Source organism: Eubacterium sp. AF22-8LB, from assembly GCF_003458715.1.
GTDB lineage: Bacteria > Bacillota_I > Bacilli_A > Erysipelotrichales > Erysipelotrichaceae > Holdemanella.
Window position 1 is genome coordinate 91,556 of record NZ_QRVI01000005.1, and the last position, 19,830, is coordinate 111,385.

Here is a 19,830-nt window from a genome sequence, read left to right on the forward strand (position 1 = left end):
TTGTATTGTCTATCCTAATTGATCCAATTGATTCTGATAATCTGTAATCTGTGAATTGATAGAATCCACTTTTGACTGTGCATTCGTTACATCCAAATCTGCAGCATCATATTTTTTCTGTGCCGAATTCAACTTATTCTGTAAAGAAGTTGTATCCGATCCCTTTTCTGCCGTTGCCAAAGCCGCTTTCGCATCATCCAAATCTGTTTTTGCAGAATTCACTTGATTTACCAATCCCTGATGTTCAGCATACAACTGCTGTAATTCTGTATATTGATCTTGTGTTAATTGATCATTTGGAATATTTTCAAGTTCACTTCGACGATTTTCACATGCCTGCAATGCACTTTGCGCACTATCATATGCAGACTGAGCATTAATAACTGCGCTCTGTGCTTCTTTAACCGACCCACCAGCTGATTCAATTTGTTTGTTCAATGAATCTATATCACTTTGTGCATCCGATCGTGCCTTTTGTGCACTTTCCAAATCGGATTGTGCATTTTTAAGCTGGGTTTTTAAGTTGCTAATTTTTTGTTTCAACTCAGCCTTCTTCTCTGCAATTTCCGTGTTGTTGTTTGATTTATGTGAATGTGTTTTCTTATTCGCACTCGCAAGTAATTCATTAAAGTTTTTACCCGTTGAGCCCTCTAAAATCTCATCGATTTTTTCTCTTTGTTTATGCGTTAAACTGTTATACTTACTTTCCAAATCCACAATATCCTTCTTCCCACTTGAAGATAATGAATTGTAGCTGTTTGCGAAATCTAATAATTCCTGATAATTTTTCTTTTGGACTTCTTCTGTTTTTTCGTCTGAACCAGATAATCCTCCAGTAAATAATTTCATACCACCAAAAATCAACATAGAAACCAACAAAACACCTACTACACCTAAAACAATGTACAATCCTGTTTTAGAATTGTTTTTCTTAGATGAAACTTTCTTTTTAGATGATTCTTTTTTCTTGTTGATTACTTCTCGTTTTAATTGAGGACCCTTACCCTCTTCTAACAATGACTGTATTTCATCATCATCAATCACAACTGTTTTATTTGTGGAATCTGCTTCCTGTTTTAAATCATCCGCATTCCACATTACAGTGCGTGTTGCAGACAAATCTTCTTTAGGTTCATCTAAATCTTTTGACCCAACAACAACCGTATCCCCCAATGATGGCTCTGATCTTTTAGATTGAAACGGGATTTCAGGTTCAGGTTTATTTCTCTCTACTCGACTACGAGTTTGATTTTTTGTGAACTGATCCATTTTTTGTTCTAATGTATCTTCCTCATTGGTTTGAAATGAATCTAGTAATTGAGAAATCTCATCATTCTCATGTTTTCTTTTCTTATCCATAAGCTTCTATCGCCCCTTCGAGACTATTTTACCAAAACCACTTTGATTTGACCACTACGTTTTCTTGATTTGCCTGAATCCATAAAGGATGTGCTGCCAACACAAACATACAATCTGCATGCAGAAGCTTTTGAGCCGCATATAACGTATTTCCAGTTGTACATACATCATCCACTAATAAAACCTTCTGTTGTGGCAAGGGATACAATTGTTTCAATGCCAACACATCTTTAATATGCGATCTTTGAATTTTAGATTGTGAAGACTGCTTAATATTCTCTTTTTTATAAAAAGGAGAATGCACAAAAATATCTAATGTTGAATATATCTCTATTGTGGCTTCAAAACCTCTTTCCATACGTTTTGCATCTGCACTACATAAACCACATACGCAAAACTTTTTAAAATGTTTTTTTAAGTACATATGCTGATTTAAAAATACGTCCTTTAGTACAATGTCTTTTTGTTCTTTATACTGGAAAAACAATCGCTCTAGGAATTCATTATATTCATACAATACATATAATGGTATTCCATCAATATTATAGACATGCTTATGAAGTTTAAAGTTTTTCAAGCAATCTGGACAAACCAACAGGTCATCATAAAAGAAAATATCAAAATTTCGCATTTTACTCATTGGTTTGTGACAGCATAAACAGTATCGTTCATTTTTGATATTTGACTGACACAATCCTTGATAGACTTGTTTAAAGCCTGACATAAACACACTCCTTTTCCATCTGGATCCTTAAAGCTTCTTCCCACACGTCCAAAAATCTGAATCAAGCTTGCCGTGGTAAAAACAGAGTGATCTCCTTTAAAAACTACGACCTGCACACTGGGAATTGTGATTCCACGTTCTAATAATGTTGTACAAACTAAGGCACTCATTTCTTTATTACGGAAACGATCTAATATTCTGTCTTTATCTTTTGTGGATGAATGAATAAAATCTGTTTTCACAAAAATATTTAAGAGTAACTTTAACCATTTGCCATCACTTTTTCTTGGTACAAACACCAATATTTGTTTCCCTTCCCGCTTAAACTTCATACACAAATACAGGACGATCCATACTTGTATAAAAACAGATACTTGTATGACCTTAGGAACAATTAAAGGATGTTTATGTGGTCTTTCAAACAAGCATACAAGCTCCATTTTCTTTTGTTTGACTAATTCCATACTCAATTCATCTGGAGTTGCACTCAACAATAGCTTTTGACCAACACACGCCTGATTTGCGATTGCCTGAAGAACTTCATTGCCAACAAAGGGAAAGGCATCTAATTCATCCAAAATCAATAAATCAAAGGCATATGGATAACGATACAATTGATGTGTTGTACAAACAATAATATCGGCATCCGTAATTTGCGTATATCCTTGTGCAACTTCACAAATACTTAATTCAGGAAAAGCTATTCTTAATCGTCCTGCAATCTCAAGTACAACTTGTCTTCGACTAATCGCAAAAGCCACCTTCTTTCCCTTCGATAAATATCCACAGATGCTCTCAAAACATATTTCAGTTTTGCCAGCACCTGTTGCAGCATACAACATAACATCCTTCCCCTCACATAAATGATGATATACTGTATGACTTGCTTCTACTTGTGAAGGTGTTAAGCTATAATTCAATTTAGGCTCTCCAACCCATGTCCTATGCGTTAATTTCGCCGGTTCTATTTTTTCATTAACCTCCAACCGAGAAAAATCAATGCACTTACGACAATAATAAACTCCATGGTCATACGTAAACAATTTTGGATTTTCATTTTGACATCGATTACACTTCATATACTCTTATACGAAAAAAAAGTGCAATTTTTTGCACTTTATTTAAATATTTCTGATTTTTCAATACGCATAGCCGCTCTTTTTATATCTTCAATATCTTGAACCAAAGCTAAACGAACATATCTTGTACCATGAACTCCAAAAGCTTGTCCTGGAGTAACTACAACACCTGCTTTTTCTAGCAAATCCTTTGTGAATGCATATGAATCTTCATATTGATCAGGTATTCTTGCCCATGCAAACATTGTTGCAGGGCTCTTATCGATATGCCACCCTACTGTATCAAAGATTTCACATAACGCATCTCTTCGATCTTGGTATGCCTGACAAGTCGAATGAATACTTGCACCACCATGTCTTAAGGCTTCAATACCTGCATATTGAACAGGCAAGAAAATTCCGTAATCCATATTTGATTTTAATGTATTATAACATTCAATAACCTCTTTATTTCCTACACATACACCAAGTCGTGCACCAGCCATTCCATAGGTCTTTGAAAATGAATTTAATTCTATACCCACTTCTTTTGCGCCATCAAAGGATAAGAAGCTTTTACCAACTTTTCCATCAAATACAAGTTCACTATATGCATTGTCATGAAGAACCACAATATCATATTTTTTCGCAAACGCAATCAAATCCTCATAAAAAGAATCTGGAGCTATAGCACAAGTCGGATTATTTGGATAAGAAACAATCATCATTTTTGCCTTTTTTGCGATTTCCTCATCAATTTGATCCAATTGAATAACATAATTATATTCCTGTAATAAAGGCATATATTCGACCTTTGCACCTGCAATTTTTGGCCCATCGCTAAAAATTGGGTAATAAGGATCAGGTACTAGCACAATATCTCCAGGATCACATATAGCTAAAAACAAAGTGCTTAGAGCCTCTTGAGACCCTTGTAAACAAATCATTTCATCATTTGTAAGTTCTACATTGTATCGATTCTTATACCAATCATGAATGGCAGCCTTCATTTCAGGTAATTCATTGATTGCATATTTATAATTTTCAGGAACCATGATAGCATCTTGTAACGCCTTCATAATTGAAGGTTCTGGTGCAATATTAGGAGATCCAACTGAAAAATCAATTGTTTCCTTTCCTGTTCTATTTGTATAATCCAATTTCATATTCTTCAATTCTGTAAATATAGAAGACTGAAACAAATCCATTCTCTTCGCTCTTTTCACGTCAATACACCTCACACATTTCTTCATATTATTATAAGCAACTGAAAGAAAGGTTTCAAATCCTTTTCAAATCTTTCATAGCAACCAAACGATTATTGTTAGATTTCATTTATAAAACTTAAAAAATATATAACCATACATATCTTATGTCCTTTGTTTATAGGAAATTTAAAAAATATACTCTTATTTTTTTATAACCAAAATAAAAAACAGTGCCATTTCTGACACTGTTATTATATTACTACTTCAAACCATATTTCTTGTTAAATTTCTCAATACGTCCCTGAGCAGCAGCGAAACGTTGACGACCTGTGAAGAATGGGTGGCAGTTACTGCAAGTATCTACACGTAATTCATCACCTTTGATTGTACTACCTGTTTCGAATTCTGCACCACAAGATGTACAGATACATTTAACTTTATGATAATTAGGATGAATTCCTTGTTTCATATTGTTGTATCCTCCTTCCGCCTTAAGTCATATCGACCCAAAGTAAGTGCTATACAATTATAGCAAGGCTTTTTTCAAATCGCAAGATGTTTTAAGTAAATTCAATAAATTTTTTTAAAATTTAGAATCATCTGCTTTTTCAAACCATTCACGAACCAATTGCACTGTATCTTTTAAGCAACCAGATTCAAATGGAACCTTTAATCCAGCTTCCTTAACAATCTTTCTAAATGGTAATGTTCCACCAATTTTGCAGATATGTTTATAGTCTTCAAAAGCTTTTTCATCCTTCTTTTGAATACGAGCCCAGAATTGTAAAGCGCAGACTTGAGCTAATGTGTAATCAATATAATAGAATGGATCCATAAAGATGTGAAGCTGACGCATCCACCATCCACCTTTTTCTAGAATATCAATTCCATCATAATTTTTGTGTGGTAAATATTGTTTTTCTAATTTACGCCAAGTAGCCAATCTTTCCTCTGGTGACATTTCTGGCTTTTCATATACCTCGTGTTGGAAGTGGTCAACTAAAACTCCATAAGGTAAGAACTTGACAGCTCCAGATAAGTGATTGAAATAATATTTATCAACATCTTCTTCAAAGAATGATTTCATCCATGGATATGTAAAGAATTCCATTGACATAGAATGAATTTCACAAGATTCATATGTAGGCCAAACACAATCAGTTGGGAAAACATTTTTACTTGAATACACCTGGAATGCATGTCCTGCTTCATGTGTTAACACTTCTGCATCATGACTTGTTTTATTAAAGTTTGCGAAAATAAATGGAGATTGATAATTTGGAATAAATGTACAATATCCACCAGCCGCTTTGCCTGGTTTTGAATCTAGATCCAACAATTCTCTATCTGTCATAAATTCAAAGAATTCTCCTGTTTTAGGATCCAATTCTTGATACATCTTTAATGCTCGTTTTACAAGTTCTTCACGATTATATTTAGGTGCAGGATTTCCAGATAAGAATTCAAACTTTTCATCCCATGCATGCAAAGTATCATAACCTAAGCGTTTTTGTTGACGAGCATATAATTCATTATCCAATGGAACCACATCTTCCAATACTTGTTTACGATAATTTTCTACATCGTCTTTATTGTAGTCAAAACGCATCATACGATAATAGCCAAGTTCAATATAATTATTATATCCTAGCTTTTTAGCCATACGTGTACGAACTTGAACTAATTGATCGTATACTTCTCCAATTTCTTTAGCGTGTTCGTCATACCATCCCCAATAAGCCTGCATAGCACGCTTACGTGTATCACGATCTTTATCGTTTGTCTTAACTTCCAATGCAGCTAATGTATAGGTTTCACCATCAAATTCAATTTGAGCACTCGCGATAATAGCTTGATATTTTGAAGCCAATTTATTCTCTTCCTGCATTTCAGGAATAATACATGGATCAAATGATTTTTCTTCCATTTCTCTTTGTAAGAAATATGTTTCTGGCACTTCCTTTTTTAATTCAGATACAAAAGAACTTGCCATTACTGCCTTGTTACAATTCACAACGTCTTCTTTTAATACTGGAAGCATTTCATTTAAAAAATCATTTTCCTGTGTATAATATTCATCTCTTGTATCTACTGTATGGCGCACTTCTACTAGTGTTTGGTTTGTATTGATATATTTATTTACATCATCCAACTCAACAAAAGCATTTTTAAATTCTTCATATGAAGCGGCATTTTTTAGCTTTTCACAAATCCCTTTTAGTTGTGCCTGCAATGCTTCAATATCCATATGTTCATATTTATAATCTGTAAATTTCATATTTTTTCTCCTAAAAAAAACAGAGAAGCATAAAGCTTCTCATATTATGCAAAGATGGCATTCCATCCAAATATTAATAAAGCTAAAATGACAATCGCACCTAATAATATTGGCCAGAATGTACTACTAGCAGCTATTAACAAGGCAAGAAAATCACCCTTTTCAAGACGATCCTCTTTACCTTTTTGTTTGTCTTTTTTTTCTAACATCTCACGCATTGATGGGCGCTTAGACACTAGAATTCACCTCCAAAGTGACACTTAACGAAGTGATTTGGTTTAACCTCTTTTGTTGCTGGTTCTTGTTCACGACAGATATCTTTCGCAAATGGACAACGAGGGTTAAATTTACATCCCTTAGGAATATTTACGTTACTTGGAATTTCACCTTGAATAACTTGCATTTCTTTACGTTTTGTAGGATCTGGTAAAGGAATTGCACCAATCAACGCTCTTGTATAAGGATGTTGAGGGTTAGAATAAATTTCATTCTTATCTGCAAGTTCCATCATACTACCTAAATACATTACACCTACACGGTCAGAAATGTGTTTAACAACTGACAAGTCATGTGAAATGAAGATATAAGAAATGTTCTTTTCTTCTTGCATATCTTTCATTAAGTTGATGATCTGTGACTGAATAGAAACATCCAATGCACTTACTGGCTCATCACAAATAATGAAGCTTGGATCTAATGCCAAAGAACGTGCGATACCAATACGTTGTCTTTGTCCACCTGAGAATTGGTGAGGATAACGATAGCAATAGTAGCTTGGCAAACCACAACGGTCCATTAGGTTTTTAACATATGCATCTAGTTCTGGACCACGTTTGAATTTTCCGTGAGCAATCAATGGTTCAGCCAAAATATTGAATACAGTCATACGAGGATTCAATGATGAATATGGATCCTGGAAGATAAATTGCATTTCTTCACGTAAAGCACGCATTTCTTTACGAGATTTTTTTGCGACATCTTCACCTTCGAAGATTACTTCTCCACTAGTTGGTTCATAAAGACGAATGATTGTACGACCTAATGTAGATTTACCACATCCAGATTCACCTACTAGTCCTAATGTTTCACCTTCATATAAATCGAAAGTAATATCATCTACGGCTTTAACACATGGGTCGCCTTCTTTAAATTTACCTTTTTTTAGAGGGAAGTATTTTTTTAAATGTTTTACTTCAAGAATTTTTCTTTTTTCTGCCATGACTATCCCTCCTGTTTCATTTCTTCTTCAACTTTGAAGCACCATACATGGTGACGTGATTTAACTTTTGTATCTGTTGGTTGACCTTGTTTACAACGTTCGCTTACAAATGGACAACGATCTGCAAAGTAACATCCTTCTGGTAAATACAATGGGTTAGGTACACTACCTTCAATTGTATTTAAACGTTTTCCTTCTTCAGCTAATGAAGGCATTGAGTTCATTAATCCAATTGTATATGGGTGTTTAGGGTTGCTGAACAATTCTTCTACTGGAGCTGTTTCAACAACTTTACCTGCATACATAACGTTAACGTTATCAGCAACCTGAGCAACTACACCTAAGTCGTGTGTAATCAACATTATAGATGTACCTGTTTCATTTTTTAATTTATTCATCAAAGATAAAATTTGAGCCTGAATTGTAACATCTAGAGCTGTTGTCGGTTCATCGGCAATCAATAATTTTGGATGACAAGATAAAGCCATCGCAATCATAACACGCTGACACATACCACCTGACAATTGGAATGGATAGTTATCAACAACTTTTTCTGGACGAGAAATACCAACTTCTGCCAACAAATCGATTGCACGTTGTTTTGCTTCTTCTTTAGAAACTTCTTCGTGAGTCAAAATGTTTTCCATAATTTGATCACCAACTGTAATAACTGGGTTCAAACTTGACATTGGTTCCTGGAAAATCATAGAAATTTCGTTACCACGAATGTGACGAATTTGTTCATCTGTAGCTGTTGCTAAGTTCAAGCCTTCTTCATCACGATCTACATTTCCCATATATACGATTTTTGATCCAGGCATAATTTCTCCTGGTTCACTTACTAAGCCTAAAATAGACATGGCAGTTACTGATTTACCACAGCCTGATTCACCTACGATTGCAAGTGTTTCATTTTCATACATTGTAAAGTGGTTTCCATCAACTGCTTTTGAATCACCTTTTTTTGTATGGAAGTATACACGAAGGTCTTCCACTTTAATTACTTTTTTATTTACAGACATTGTGTATCCTCCTTACTACTGTAATTCCTTAGGGTCGAATGCATCACGCAATCCTTCACCAATCAAGTTGATAGAGATTACTGTTAATAAACACATTAAACCTGCAGGCATCCATTCCCAAGGATAGTTTTGGAACACGTAAGAATCACGTGCTAAGTTCATTAAGTTACCCCAAGAAGGAGTTGGTGCAGTCACACCCATACCTAAGAATGATAAACCAGCCTCAGTTAAGATAGCACTTGCCATTTGTAGTGTAGCATTTACGATTACTAATGAAATAACGTTTGGAAGTAAGTGTTTAAAGATTTTTGAGAAATCTGAAATACCCAAAGCTTCACAAGCTTGCATAAATTCTTGTTCACGCAAAGTCAAAATCTGTCCACGAACTAAACGTGCTAGTCCTGGCCATGATAGTAAACCAATTAATAATGATACAGTATACATTTTTTGGCTTTGTGGAACCCACAACATAGTTGAGGCAACCGCAATAATCATTGGTGTAAATGGTAATGAATAAACGATTTCTGCAAAACGCATTAATACGTTATCCAATTTTCCACCATAGTAACCTGAGATACCACCAATTGTACATCCTAAGATGACAGTAATAACAGCAGCAATAATACCAACCATGATAGAGATACGTCCACCTAAGAATAAACGGAATAAGCAGTCACGACCTTGTTTATCTGTACCTAATAAGTGTTCTCCACCTGGAGCTAAGTTAGGATTTGATAAATCATAGTCATTAACGCTATATCCAAGCATTGGTGGTATAACAATAACAGCAACAACAATTAATACAAAAATAATCAAACCAGCCATGGCAACACGGTTTTGTTTGAACTTACGCCATGCTATGGTCCAAGGACCTATAGATTCGATTTTTTCGCCAGATTCTAATACTACAGCATCTTTTTTAGCCATCTATAGTTCCCTCCTATTCATCTACCTTGATACGTGGGTCAACTAATGTATAACAAATGTCAGACAATAAGTTACCTAACAACATCAATAAGGCACTAAACATCAAACAAGCCATAACTAAAGAGTTATCACGTTGGTTGATCGCATCAATTAACACTTTTCCAATTCCTGGCCAGATAAATACAGATTCCAAGATTACGGCTCCTGAGAATAATGATGGAATGTATAATCCTAATAATGTTACTAAAGGAATTTGAGCATTTTTAAATGCATGTTTGTAGATAACAGTCTTTTCTTTAAGACCCTTTGAACGTGCTGTACGAACATAATCCATGTTGATAACTTCAACCATAGAGTTACGTACATAACGTGAGAATGACGCAAATGAACTAAACGCCAATACGATTACAGGTAAAATTGAGTGTAATGCGATATCTCCAATTTCTTGGAAAATACTTGAGTAACCAAAGCTTGATAGCATTGTGTCACGCATTCCGTTGATAGGCATACCTGGAATCTGCAAACCAACGAAGAAAATTAATACTAAGGCAAAGAAGAATGTTGGAACACTTATTCCTAACAATGAGAATACAGTCCAGAAGTTATCAAACACTGTACCTTTCTTTACTGCCTGTTTTATTCCAACTGGAATGGCAAAAATCAAAGCCACAATTAATGATACAACATTCAAATAGAATGTATTCCATACATAGTCACCAATAATTGTTCCAACTGGCTTTTTAAGGGTAATACTTGATCCTAAATCTCCTGTACACATACGTCCAACCCAACGTACATATTGTTCAGGTAACGATTTATCCAATCCTAACAACTCACGAACGTGATCACGTTGTTCTTGTGTAACCTTTGAACCGGCTCCAAAATAAGCTGTTACCTCATCACCTGGCATCGCCTTTACAGTACCGAAAATAACGATTGAAATGATGAAAAGGACAGGAATCATCGCTAAAATTCTTTTAAATACATACTTTAGCATAGTTATCGATCCTTTCTATCCACTAAATGCATATAAGAGCAAGTCAATACGGCTTGCCCTTAATTTTATAAACAATCCACGAGTTTTTCATGCAGACTATTTAACGTTGCCACGTTTCTGTTAATGAACATTTGTCCTTTAACATCCACTATTTTAACACATCTTTGTGCAATTTTTAAATTTATTTTACAGTAATTGTATCCATTGATTGAGACCAGTTACGTAATGTTCCTGTTCCAGTCAAGTCAACTTTCTTATTGTAAAGGTTGAATTGCATACCTGAGTAAACTGACATGTATCCTGCATCATCAGCAGCCATCTTCATAGCTTCAACATAATCAGCTTTTGATTGTTTTTCATCAGAATCAGTACGAGCTTTTGTCAATTGATCAACCAATGCTTGATCATTGATACGAGAGTAGTTATTTACAGCCATGTTAGCTGGAATATTTGTATATGAATCATTAGCTGAAGTATCTTGGTTACTTGTAAATGAAGTAGCTAAGAAACACATATTCCATTCACTATCGTGACTAGTATCTTGAATATTACTTAATAATGTAGAGAAGTCAACTGTAGTTTGTTTTAAGTCAACACCTAAATCTCCCCAAGTTTTCTTAACCATAGGAATTAAAGTATCAAGTACTGAGTTACCTTCTGAACATAAGAATTTGATTTCTAGTTTTTGTCCATCTTTTTCACGGATTCCATCAGAACCTTTTACCCAACCAGCTTCATCTAATACTTGGTTAGCTTTATCCATGTCAAATGCATAAGTATTTAATCCATCAATTGTTTCTTCGTTACGAACAACGGCACCAAGACTTTCTGATGCTGGATTCCAGTATGCAGCTGGTACATATCCACCTTTAACTTTTTTAACTTCGTCACTTGCTTTTTTATCCCATCCGAAGTAAGAATCACAGAATCCTTGACGATCTGTCGCATACATCAATGCTTGACGTACAGCTTTGTCAGCTGTAGCTCCATTGTTAGCGTTCATAGCTACAAAACCAATAGCACTACGAGTATAGTCGTTGAATGCCATGTTTTTATCTTGACTCGCTTCACTTACTTTATTTGTTTCAATTACATCTGGAATTAAATCAACTGTTCCTTTTTTCAATTCAGAAACTTCTGTAGTTACATCTGTTTTCTTAATAATGATTTGATCTACTTGGTATTGTCCTTTTTCTGGTTTGAATTCTTCATTACGAACAAATGAAGCTCCACTTGCTTTGTCATATTTCTTTAATTGGTAAGCACCAGAACCACAAGTTTCTTCTTGGTTCTTTTCTACAACACTTACTTTACCTTGTTTGTATTTTGAGTAGTGATCTGCACTAGTGATTCCCATTGCACCAAATGTTGAGACTGCATCGATTTGAGGTGATACTAAGTGGAATACTACTGTGTAATCATCTGGAGTTTCAATACCAGTTAATTCTTTAGCAGCTCCGCTATTATATTCTTTATATCCTACTAGGTTTTCCAATCCACCACCATTAGGACCAGCATAGCTTGGGTCAGCTAATGTTGCGAATGTAAATTTAACGTCTTTTGCAGTTACTTCAGTTCCATCACTGAATTTGTGTCCTTTTTCCAATTTGTAAGTTAATGTTAAACCATCTTCACTTACTTCTGGTAAATCTTTAGCCAATACTGGCTCCAATTCGTTATCAGCATTGTACTTTAACATTGGTTCGTAGCATAAGTTTACTACATATTGATCATAAGCACTTGATGCATATTGAGGTGTAAACTGTCCAGTTAAACTTTGGTTTACAGATACTGTTAATGTTTTTGCGTCACTGTTAGATCCGCCTGAACATGCTACTAAAGTAGAAGCCATTGCTACAGATGCTAAACCAGCAACAATTCTTTGTTTGTTCATTTCTCTTTCCTCCTATAGTTTGCTCACTATGTGTGATGAAATTATACTATATTAGAAAGTTGTTTTCAAGGGTTTAAGAAAATAATTTACATGCAATTTTACATGAATGTATATTTTTCATGAACTAAACACGTAATTTTGTCTTTAAATCATGCATTTTCATTGAATTCGCTTACATTGATATTTTCGTGCCATTATTTTAAACATTTGTCCATGAATACTGTATTTTTGTGAAAATAATGAAAAAAGGCTCAAACTATTGAGCCTTGTTGCATTGTTTAAAATAAATTATGAATGCTTTGTTTTAGATTTTCAATTTTGCATGGACGACTATAGTCATATCCTTGAACAAAATCTGTATGTAGTTTTACATATGCATCATATTCTTCTTGAGTTTCAATTTCTTCAACACATATTTTTACATTCACCAGGAATAGCAATGTTGATCTGAATATTGTTCATTCCAGGTCTAGGCATGATATCAACTCCGAACTATTTTTACATATATTGTAAATTTTTTTATCAAATGATACTATTTGTTAATTTCACATAATTCAATCTGATTTCACAATATTTACCAAAGTTATACTAAACTTATGACAACATGGAATGGTATTCTATAAGTGCCTTAGAGATAAGGCAATGAATATAGAAAATAAACCAATATTCATATCTCTCTCCTAAAAATAATAAACAAAAAAAGAAGCCATTCTAGATGCCAACACTAGAATGGTTTTCTTTCGTTTCGTATGGTAAAATAGCCAAGAAAGAAGTGAATCTATGAACAAAGCATTATCTCATTTACATACAATCAACAGGCATAAAATAAAAGTGACATACCTATGTTTTCGGTGTCATTTATATAAACAAGGAATTCTTCATGATTTAAGCAAGTATTCCTATGTTGAATTAAAAACAGGTTTTCATTATTATCAAGGATTCCGTTCTCCAATTGATGCTGAAAAAGAAGAAAAAGGCTATTCTCTAGGATGGTTGCACCACAAAGGTAGAAATAAACATCATTGGGAATACTGGCTTGATTTTGGAAAAGATGGTATATATGCATGTAAAATGCCTATAAATTACGTCATTGAAATGTTTTGCGATAGAGTCGCAGCCAGTATGATTTACCAAAAAGACAAATACACGGATTCAAGCGCACTTGAATATTATGAAAATGGACGAGGTAAAATTCTGATTCATCCTGAAACAGACGCCCTCATCCATCATTTATTAAAGTATTTATCTGAAAATGGTCTTGATCAGACCATTCATTATATTGTCACTGAGATTAAAGAATAATTATTCTACAGTTACACTTTTCGCAAGGTTACGAGGTTTATCTACATCGCAGCCTTTTTCTTTTGCGACATAATAAGCAAATTCCTGTAACAATACAGTTGCTGGAATACAACTTAGCATTGGATCCACATCAGGAATACGAATTACATATTCAAATCCTTCCACGTTTTGGTTTTGTGAAGCAATTAATATAACCTTAGCTCCACGAGCTACTGTCTCTAAAATATTCGAAATTGTTTTTTGTGCAACACTAGGCTGTGTGGCAAGCGCAATCACAACTGTATCTTTTTCAATCAATGCGATAGGGCCATGTTTTAATTCTCCAGCCATATAAGCATCCGCATGTACATAAGACACTTCTTTTAGCTTTAACGCACCTTCAAGAACACTTAAATAATCCAATTGTCTGCCGATAAAATAAGCATCCTTTTGATTCGTTAATAATTTCGCAAATTTTGCCATCTGATCTTCTTGTTGAAGCATTTCTTCTACCACTTTTGGCATTTCCTTCAACTGAGTAATCATATATTTCTTATTCTCTACATTACCATTAAATAATGAAGTTAATTTCAAACATAAACACATCAATAATACAAGCTGTGTTGTATAAGCTTTTGTACTTGCGACCGCAATTTCTGGACCTGCACAAGTATACAACACAAAATCAGATAAACGAGCTAAACTAGAACCTAACACATTCGTAATTGATAATGTTTGTGCACCTTCTTCCTTGGATAATTTTAAAGCCGCAAGTGTGTCTGCTGTTTCACCAGACTGAGAAACAAAAATACATAATGTTTTTTCGTTTATGCGGTAATTTCCATATCTGAATTCACTTGCACTTATGCAGTGAATTGGAAGATCAACCCAAGTACGAAGTATATATTGTGCATATAAACTAGCGTGATATGCGGTTCCACAAGCCACAAAATAGATTTGATTGACATTTGAAACGTCTAAACCATCTAATTCTGGCATTGCCAAGTTATTTTCAATATGAGCACGCAATGTTTCTTTTATTACATATGGCTGTTCATGCATTTCCTTCTGCATAAAAGTATCATATCCACCTTTTTGAGCTGCACATGCATCATATGAAATGTGTATCCATTGCATATGTACTGGATCTCCAAAAAAATCATAAACCTCAATGTTTCCAGGTTTCAAAACCGCCATCTGCCCATCTTCTAAAGCACAAATATCTTTTGTATAATCCAAAACAGCTGGAATATCACTGGCACAAAATGCAGCTGTAGCTGTCTTTCCAACAATCATTGGACTTTCTTTTTTAGCTACAAAAACACAATCTGGATAGTCTGTACAAACTACGCATAACGCAAAACTTCCTTGAAGATATTGTACACATTTTTTTAATGCGTACATAATATCCCCTTGATAATAGTAATCTAGCATATGAACAATAACTTCACTATCTGTCTGTGATTGAAATGAGTATCCTTGCTCTAATAAGCATTCTTTTATAGATGCATAGTTTTCAATAATTCCATTATGCACAATTGAAATCGTATTACTCTCATTTGTATGTGGATGTGAATTCATATTACTTGGGACGCCATGAGTAGCCCAACGAGTATGACCGATCCCTGTATGTTCAGAATGCTCTTTTTCGGTCAACAATTCTTTTAAATTCGTTAGACGTCCTTTTGCCTTATACGTTTCTAAATGATGTCTTGAAACTAAAGTAACTCCTGCAGAGTCATATCCTCTATACTCGAGTTTTTCCAACCCCTGCAATAAAAATGGTAAAGCACTCTCTTTACCTGCGTACGCTGTGATTCCACACATTATAAAAATCCTCCTATTTATTATTATCATGGAGGATACCAAATGGCTTTGTTCAACATTCACACATTGTTTTTGTCCATCGTTAAAGGTTGTATCAACCTCCAGACTACCCGCCGAATTTTTCGATAAGTCTGGTCCTCGTCAACTAATCACTAGTCCTGGCGCTATTTTTTTACTACAACTCCATGAATAATGAATATTATACAAAAAATGATACATTTGTCAAAAAAGAAGACTTACTCTTCTTCGACTAGATTCAATAATTCTAATACCCGATTTAAGTCTTCTTTGTTTTCATAATGAATTGAAATGGAATTTTTACTGATAGATACCGATGTTTGAAAATATTCCTGCAACTTTTCTTTTGCGGCTTTTACATAAATATCTTCTTTTGGTTTTTCAACCGTTTTCTTGTTGTTGATATCCTTAACAATCTGTTCAACTTTACGTACAGATAACCCTTGGTCTATAGCCTGCTTTGCGACTTTACGCATACCTGCTTCCGTTTTTAATCCTAATAAGGCACGGACATGCCCCATACTCAATTGCTTATTTACAACATATTCTTGAACATCTTCTGGAAGTTTTAATAAACGCAGTAAATTCGTAATATGTTCACGTGATTTTCCTACGCGATGAGCCAATTGCTCTTGTGTATAGTTTAATCTCTGAATCAATTTTTCATAGGCCTTCGCCTCTTCGATTACATTTAAATCTTCACGTTGAATATTTTCTAACAACGCAATTTCCATCATTTCCTGATCATCGAAATCAACAATGATGGCTGGGATATCCTTTAATCCAGCTAATTTTGAAGCTCGAAGTCTTCTTTCACCGGCAATCAAATCATATCCTTGAATGCTCTTTTTAACTAGAATTGGCGTAAATACTCCATGCTGCTTGATTGATGAACTTAATTCTTTTAGAGCATCCTCATCAAACACTTTACGTGGCTGATATGGATTGGGACGAATTTCATCGACAGGAATCTTTGATTGTTCCTGGCTCTCGACTTCCATATCTCCATTCTGAATATCATCTAATACTTTAGAAACATCCTGTCCAAAAATGCTAGATAAGCCCTTTCCTAATCGAGCATTGTTTTTGTTTTCCATAAACTACGCCTCCTTTGAGTTGCGCTTTAATACTTCTTCCGTTAAACCAGCATATGCCTTAGCTCCTGTACTTTTAGGATCATACTCAAAAATAGATAAGCCGCGGCTAGGTGCTTCCGACAATTTTACGTTTCTTGGAATAGAATTCTGATAAACAAGCTTTCCAAAAGTCTGACGAACATCTTGGGACACTTCAACACTCAATCTTGTACGAATATCAAACATAGTCAAAAGGATACCCTCAATTTTAAGATTACGGTTACTTGTTCTTTGTACTAAACGAATTGTAATCAATAACTGAGTTACTCCTTCCAATGCATAATATTCACATTGTACAGGAATTAGAATACTATCTGCTGCTGTTAGTGCATTCGTATTTAATAATCCAAGTGATGGTGGACAATCAATAATAATATAATCGTATTGATCACGAATTGGCGCAATTGCCTTTTTTAACAATTCTTCTTTTCCTGCTTCCATTTTATCCATATCCAAATCGGCACCTGCTAAATTGATATTTGCAGGAACAATATCGATTCTTGGATTCATTTTAGGAACGATTGCTTGCTGAATCGGAACACCTTCCATTAAAACAGAATGAATTGTTGCTTGAGAATTATTCTGATTCGCATTTAAACCCTGTGAAGCATTTCCCTGTGAATCAAAATCAATCAATAATACTTTTTTACCTACATGTGCAAGTCCACTTGCTAAATTTATAGATGTAGTCGTTTTACCGACACCACCTTTTTGATTCGAAATTGCTATTACTTTTCCCATATTCAACCCTCCAAAGGCTTTTTCTTGATTTGACCATACGCTCTTGGATATTTATTAGGCGTATGTTTTACTTTTTTAAAATATAAATTAATGCGTGTTGCATCTTCCTCAATCATGAATTTCTCTTCATCTATTAATTCAACACCCAATATATCAATGGCTTTTTGTGCGTTTAAAAGCTCCTCATGCCCATTTTTTCCTTTTAGTGCTACCATAGTATGATTCATTTTCACAAGTGGCACGCAAAGTTCTAATAAAATCGATAATTTTGCAACGGCACGCGCACTCACAACTTCAAAGCATTCACGCTTTTCTTTTGCCAAATCCTCTGCTCGCACATTCAAAATATCTAAATTGCTTAAATTCAATTGAGTTTTCACTTCATTTAGAAAACGACAGCGCTTTTGTAAAGGCTCCACCAAAGTCATATGAACATGTGGAAACGCAATCTTTACAGGAATTCCCGGAAAACCGGCACCTGATCCAATATCGCACATTGTTTCAAAATCAATATTTGAAAAAGGCATGATAGAATCATAAAAATGTTTCTCCCACACTTCTTCTTCCTGCGTAATTGCAGTTAAATTCATCTTCTCATTCCATTCAACAAGAAGTTGCATATATTTTACAAATTGATTCATTTGTTCTTCATTTAATTGGATACCAGCTTCTAAACAAGCCTTTTGAAATTCTATTTTAGTCATGAAAACCCTCCACGATATCCATTATATCATATATTCGATCCACTCGTATTTTTACTATACGCAATAATTTGACATTATGTATGTCAGTTTATTTATTTTATTCATTTATGATACAATTTTAACAAGGAGGTAACTTATGAAAAATTTAAAGAAAGTTTTATTTATTGTTGTCTTTATCTTAATTGCCTTTGTAGGCGGTATGTTCTTTGCGAATAAACAAACAGAACCAGAAATCACATCGACATTAATTCAGAATAGAATCGAACAAGCGAGTGATTTAGTAACCACAAAATATCATTATGCAAAAGTAGGAAAATTCGAAAATTCACTTTCATTAAATGGATGGTCGATTCCTTTAACAAATAAAAATTTCATTTTAACATTTGAAGGAGAAATTCAACTTGGTACAGATTTGTCAAAGGCAAAAGTAGATATTAAAGATTCTACAATCTACGTCACAGTAGACAAACCTACCGTTATTTCTAATTCAATTGATGAATCAAGTATTGAAGTCTATGATGAAACAAAAAACATATTTAATCCAATTAGTGTCAATGATTATAAAAAATTCGCGGTAGAGCAAAAAGAAACAGCTTTATCTGAAGCCAAGAAAAAAGGATTAATGAAAACAGCTCAAGAAAATACTAAGAAAAGTGTTAAGGATATTATTTCCATTATTCCAGATACAGACGAGTATACTATTGAAGTATCCTTTAAGGAGTAGTTATGGCAAATTTAAAATTAGTTGATGCTTTTACAGATTTTGTAGAAGAAAGCACATTACCCTATCGTCAAATGATGACATATTATAATTGTGCTCTTATGGAAGTAGAAACAAAATTTAAAGTTCTTAATGAACAATTTTCCTTATTTTATGATCGTAATCCCATTGAGTCAATTCATACACGAATTAAATCACAATCGAGTATCTTAAAGAAGCTTCAAAAAAAGAATCTTCCACTAACAATTCCTAATATCGAAAACAATCTATTCGATATTGCTGGTGTTCGTATAGTATGTTCTTTTACTGAAGATATCTATTCTTTAGCCAATTCCTTTCTCAACCAAGATGATGTTCGTTTGATAGAAAAAAAGGATTATATTAAGAATCCAAAAGAAAATGGATATCGTAGTCTTCATCTTATTATTGAAATACCAATCTTTTTATCAGATGAAAAAAAATGGGTCAAAGTAGAGGTACAATTTAGAACCATTGCGATGGATTTTTGGGCGAGTCTAGAGCATAAAATTCGCTACAAGAAAAATCTATCTAAGGATAGATTAGATGAAATTGATAAAGAATTATTAGAATGTGCAAAGATATGTAAAGTATTAGATGACAAAATGGAAGAAATAAAGACGGGAAATTAATTTTCCCGTCTCAGACTGTTGACAAAGTGACTGTCGACAGTCTTTTTAAAATCTGATAGAATATCT

The 19,830-nt window shown here is 34.1% G+C and carries 19 protein-coding genes; 3 read left to right on the top strand and 16 right to left on the bottom strand.

The genetic code is table 11. From position 1 onward, the window contains the following. Window positions 1-9: 9 nt before the first annotated feature. The 12 genes from DWY01_RS03165 to DWY01_RS03220 form a co-directional block, all read right to left on the bottom strand. A complete protein-coding gene (locus DWY01_RS03165) occupies window positions 10-1,359 on the bottom strand; it encodes a hypothetical protein (RefSeq protein WP_117993030.1) in 1,350 nt (449 codons plus the stop codon). Window positions 1,360-1,387: 28 nt separating this feature from the next. Continuing rightward, window positions 1,388-1,999 (bottom strand): ComF family protein, encoded by a 612-nt coding sequence (locus tag DWY01_RS03170; protein WP_147332152.1) that lies wholly within the window; start codon window positions 1,997-1,999, stop codon window positions 1,388-1,390. Next, a complete protein-coding gene (locus DWY01_RS03175; protein WP_117993035.1) occupies window positions 1,996-3,162 on the bottom strand; it encodes a helicase-related protein in 1,167 nt (388 codons plus the stop codon). The genes DWY01_RS03170 and DWY01_RS03175 overlap by 4 nt, the downstream gene beginning before the upstream one ends. Window positions 3,163-3,200: 38 nt before the next feature. Next, window positions 3,201-4,367, bottom strand: coding sequence for an aminotransferase class I/II-fold pyridoxal phosphate-dependent enzyme (locus tag DWY01_RS03180; RefSeq protein WP_117993037.1), 1,167 nt, complete (start codon window positions 4,365-4,367; stop codon window positions 3,201-3,203). Between the two features lie 241 nt (window positions 4,368-4,608). Then, on the bottom strand, window positions 4,609-4,818 hold the full coding sequence (rpmE, locus tag DWY01_RS03185) for a 50S ribosomal protein L31 (protein ID WP_003865737.1): 210 nt from the start codon (window positions 4,816-4,818) through the stop codon (window positions 4,609-4,611). Between the two features lie 114 nt (window positions 4,819-4,932). Continuing rightward, the gene (locus tag DWY01_RS03190; RefSeq protein ID WP_117993039.1) at window positions 4,933-6,627 is read right to left on the bottom strand and encodes a M3 family oligoendopeptidase; all 1,695 of its coding nucleotides are present in this window, start codon (window positions 6,625-6,627) and stop codon (window positions 4,933-4,935) included. A gap of 44 nt (window positions 6,628-6,671) precedes the next feature. Then, complete coding sequence (locus DWY01_RS03195; protein WP_003865735.1) at window positions 6,672-6,863, bottom strand: hypothetical protein; 192 nt, start codon at window positions 6,861-6,863, stop codon at window positions 6,672-6,674. Further along, window positions 6,863-7,846, bottom strand: coding sequence for an ABC transporter ATP-binding protein (locus tag DWY01_RS03200; RefSeq protein ID WP_117571433.1), 984 nt, complete (start codon window positions 7,844-7,846; stop codon window positions 6,863-6,865). Before DWY01_RS03200 ends, DWY01_RS03195 begins: the two co-directional genes overlap by 1 nt. Window positions 7,847-7,848: 2 nt before the next feature. After that, entirely contained in the window at window positions 7,849-8,868 is a 1,020-nt protein-coding gene (locus DWY01_RS03205; protein ID WP_117993041.1) for an ABC transporter ATP-binding protein, read from the bottom strand. A gap of 15 nt (window positions 8,869-8,883) precedes the next feature. Then, window positions 8,884-9,795 (bottom strand): oligopeptide ABC transporter permease, encoded by a 912-nt coding sequence (gene opp4C / locus DWY01_RS03210; protein ID WP_117993044.1) that lies wholly within the window; start codon window positions 9,793-9,795, stop codon window positions 8,884-8,886. Between the two features lie 13 nt (window positions 9,796-9,808). Then, window positions 9,809-10,792 carry an ABC transporter permease gene (locus tag DWY01_RS03215; RefSeq protein WP_117924511.1) on the bottom strand — a complete coding sequence of 328 codons (984 nt, stop codon included), beginning with the start codon at window positions 10,790-10,792 and terminating at the stop codon, window positions 9,809-9,811. Window positions 10,793-10,973: 181 nt separating this feature from the next. Then, window positions 10,974-12,686 (bottom strand): ABC transporter substrate-binding protein, encoded by a 1,713-nt coding sequence (locus DWY01_RS03220; protein ID WP_117993047.1) that lies wholly within the window; start codon window positions 12,684-12,686, stop codon window positions 10,974-10,976. A 780-nt stretch (window positions 12,687-13,466) separates the two neighbouring features. Here DWY01_RS03220 and DWY01_RS03230 point away from each other — a divergent pair. Beyond that, complete coding sequence (locus DWY01_RS03230; RefSeq protein WP_117993052.1) at window positions 13,467-13,988, top strand: DUF5662 family protein; 522 nt, start codon at window positions 13,467-13,469, stop codon at window positions 13,986-13,988. Here DWY01_RS03230 and glmS read toward each other — a convergent pair whose 3' ends face one another. The 4 genes from glmS to rsmG form a co-directional block, all read right to left on the bottom strand. Continuing rightward, a complete protein-coding gene (gene glmS, locus DWY01_RS03235) occupies window positions 13,989-15,794 on the bottom strand; it encodes a glutamine--fructose-6-phosphate transaminase (isomerizing) (protein WP_117993054.1) in 1,806 nt (601 codons plus the stop codon). A 236-nt stretch (window positions 15,795-16,030) separates the two neighbouring features. Further along, window positions 16,031-16,909, bottom strand: a complete 879-nt coding sequence (locus DWY01_RS03240) for a ParB/RepB/Spo0J family partition protein (protein WP_117993057.1) — start codon at window positions 16,907-16,909, stop codon at window positions 16,031-16,033. A 3-nt stretch (window positions 16,910-16,912) separates the two neighbouring features. Then, a complete protein-coding gene (locus tag DWY01_RS03245; RefSeq protein WP_117993059.1) occupies window positions 16,913-17,689 on the bottom strand; it encodes a ParA family protein in 777 nt (258 codons plus the stop codon). Window positions 17,690-17,691: 2 nt separating this feature from the next. Continuing rightward, window positions 17,692-18,393, bottom strand: coding sequence for a 16S rRNA (guanine(527)-N(7))-methyltransferase RsmG (gene rsmG, locus DWY01_RS03250; protein WP_117993062.1), 702 nt, complete (start codon window positions 18,391-18,393; stop codon window positions 17,692-17,694). Window positions 18,394-18,529: 136 nt separating this feature from the next. On the opposite strand from rsmG, the gene DWY01_RS03255 reads away from it, so the two are divergent. Together DWY01_RS03255 and DWY01_RS03260 are read left to right on the top strand one after the other, a co-directional pair. Then, complete coding sequence (locus DWY01_RS03255) at window positions 18,530-19,117, top strand: DUF4230 domain-containing protein (protein ID WP_117993064.1); 588 nt, start codon at window positions 18,530-18,532, stop codon at window positions 19,115-19,117. A gap of 2 nt (window positions 19,118-19,119) precedes the next feature. Then, entirely contained in the window at window positions 19,120-19,764 is a 645-nt protein-coding gene (locus DWY01_RS03260) for a GTP pyrophosphokinase family protein (protein WP_117993067.1), read from the top strand. The last annotated feature ends 66 nt before the right edge of the window (window positions 19,765-19,830 follow it).

Excerpts from the sequence above, each read along its gene's own strand:
- rsmG (WP_117993062.1), bottom strand. The coding sequence starts at position 18,393 with ATGACTAAAATAGAATTTCAAAAGGCTTGTTTAGAAGCTGGTATCCAA.
- rpmE (WP_003865737.1), bottom strand. The coding sequence starts at position 4,818 with ATGAAACAAGGAATTCATCCTAATTATCATAAAGTTAAATGTATCTGT.
- DWY01_RS03240 (WP_117993057.1), bottom strand. The coding sequence starts at position 16,909 with ATGGAAAACAAAAACAATGCTCGATTAGGAAAGGGCTTATCTAGCATT.
- glmS (WP_117993054.1), bottom strand. The coding sequence starts at position 15,794 with ATGTGTGGAATCACAGCGTACGCAGGTAAAGAGAGTGCTTTACCATTT.
- DWY01_RS03220 (WP_117993047.1), bottom strand. The coding sequence starts at position 12,686 with ATGAACAAACAAAGAATTGTTGCTGGTTTAGCATCTGTAGCAATGGCT.
- DWY01_RS03170 (WP_147332152.1), bottom strand. The coding sequence starts at position 1,999 with ATGAGTAAAATGCGAAATTTTGATATTTTCTTTTATGATGACCTGTTG.
- DWY01_RS03215 (WP_117924511.1), bottom strand. The coding sequence starts at position 10,792 with ATGCTAAAGTATGTATTTAAAAGAATTTTAGCGATGATTCCTGTCCTT.
- opp4C (WP_117993044.1), bottom strand. The coding sequence starts at position 9,795 with ATGGCTAAAAAAGATGCTGTAGTATTAGAATCTGGCGAAAAAATCGAA.
- DWY01_RS03205 (WP_117993041.1), bottom strand. The coding sequence starts at position 8,868 with ATGTCTGTAAATAAAAAAGTAATTAAAGTGGAAGACCTTCGTGTATAC.
- DWY01_RS03245 (WP_117993059.1), bottom strand. The coding sequence starts at position 17,689 with ATGGGAAAAGTAATAGCAATTTCGAATCAAAAAGGTGGTGTCGGTAAA.
- DWY01_RS03255 (WP_117993064.1), top strand. The coding sequence starts at position 18,530 with ATGAAAAATTTAAAGAAAGTTTTATTTATTGTTGTCTTTATCTTAATT.
- DWY01_RS03165 (WP_117993030.1), bottom strand. The coding sequence starts at position 1,359 with ATGGATAAGAAAAGAAAACATGAGAATGATGAGATTTCTCAATTACTA.
- DWY01_RS03175 (WP_117993035.1), bottom strand. The coding sequence starts at position 3,162 with ATGAAGTGTAATCGATGTCAAAATGAAAATCCAAAATTGTTTACGTAT.
- DWY01_RS03230 (WP_117993052.1), top strand. The coding sequence starts at position 13,467 with ATGAACAAAGCATTATCTCATTTACATACAATCAACAGGCATAAAATA.
- DWY01_RS03190 (WP_117993039.1), bottom strand. The coding sequence starts at position 6,627 with ATGAAATTTACAGATTATAAATATGAACATATGGATATTGAAGCATTG.
- DWY01_RS03260 (WP_117993067.1), top strand. The coding sequence starts at position 19,120 with ATGGCAAATTTAAAATTAGTTGATGCTTTTACAGATTTTGTAGAAGAA.
- DWY01_RS03200 (WP_117571433.1), bottom strand. The coding sequence starts at position 7,846 with ATGGCAGAAAAAAGAAAAATTCTTGAAGTAAAACATTTAAAAAAATAC.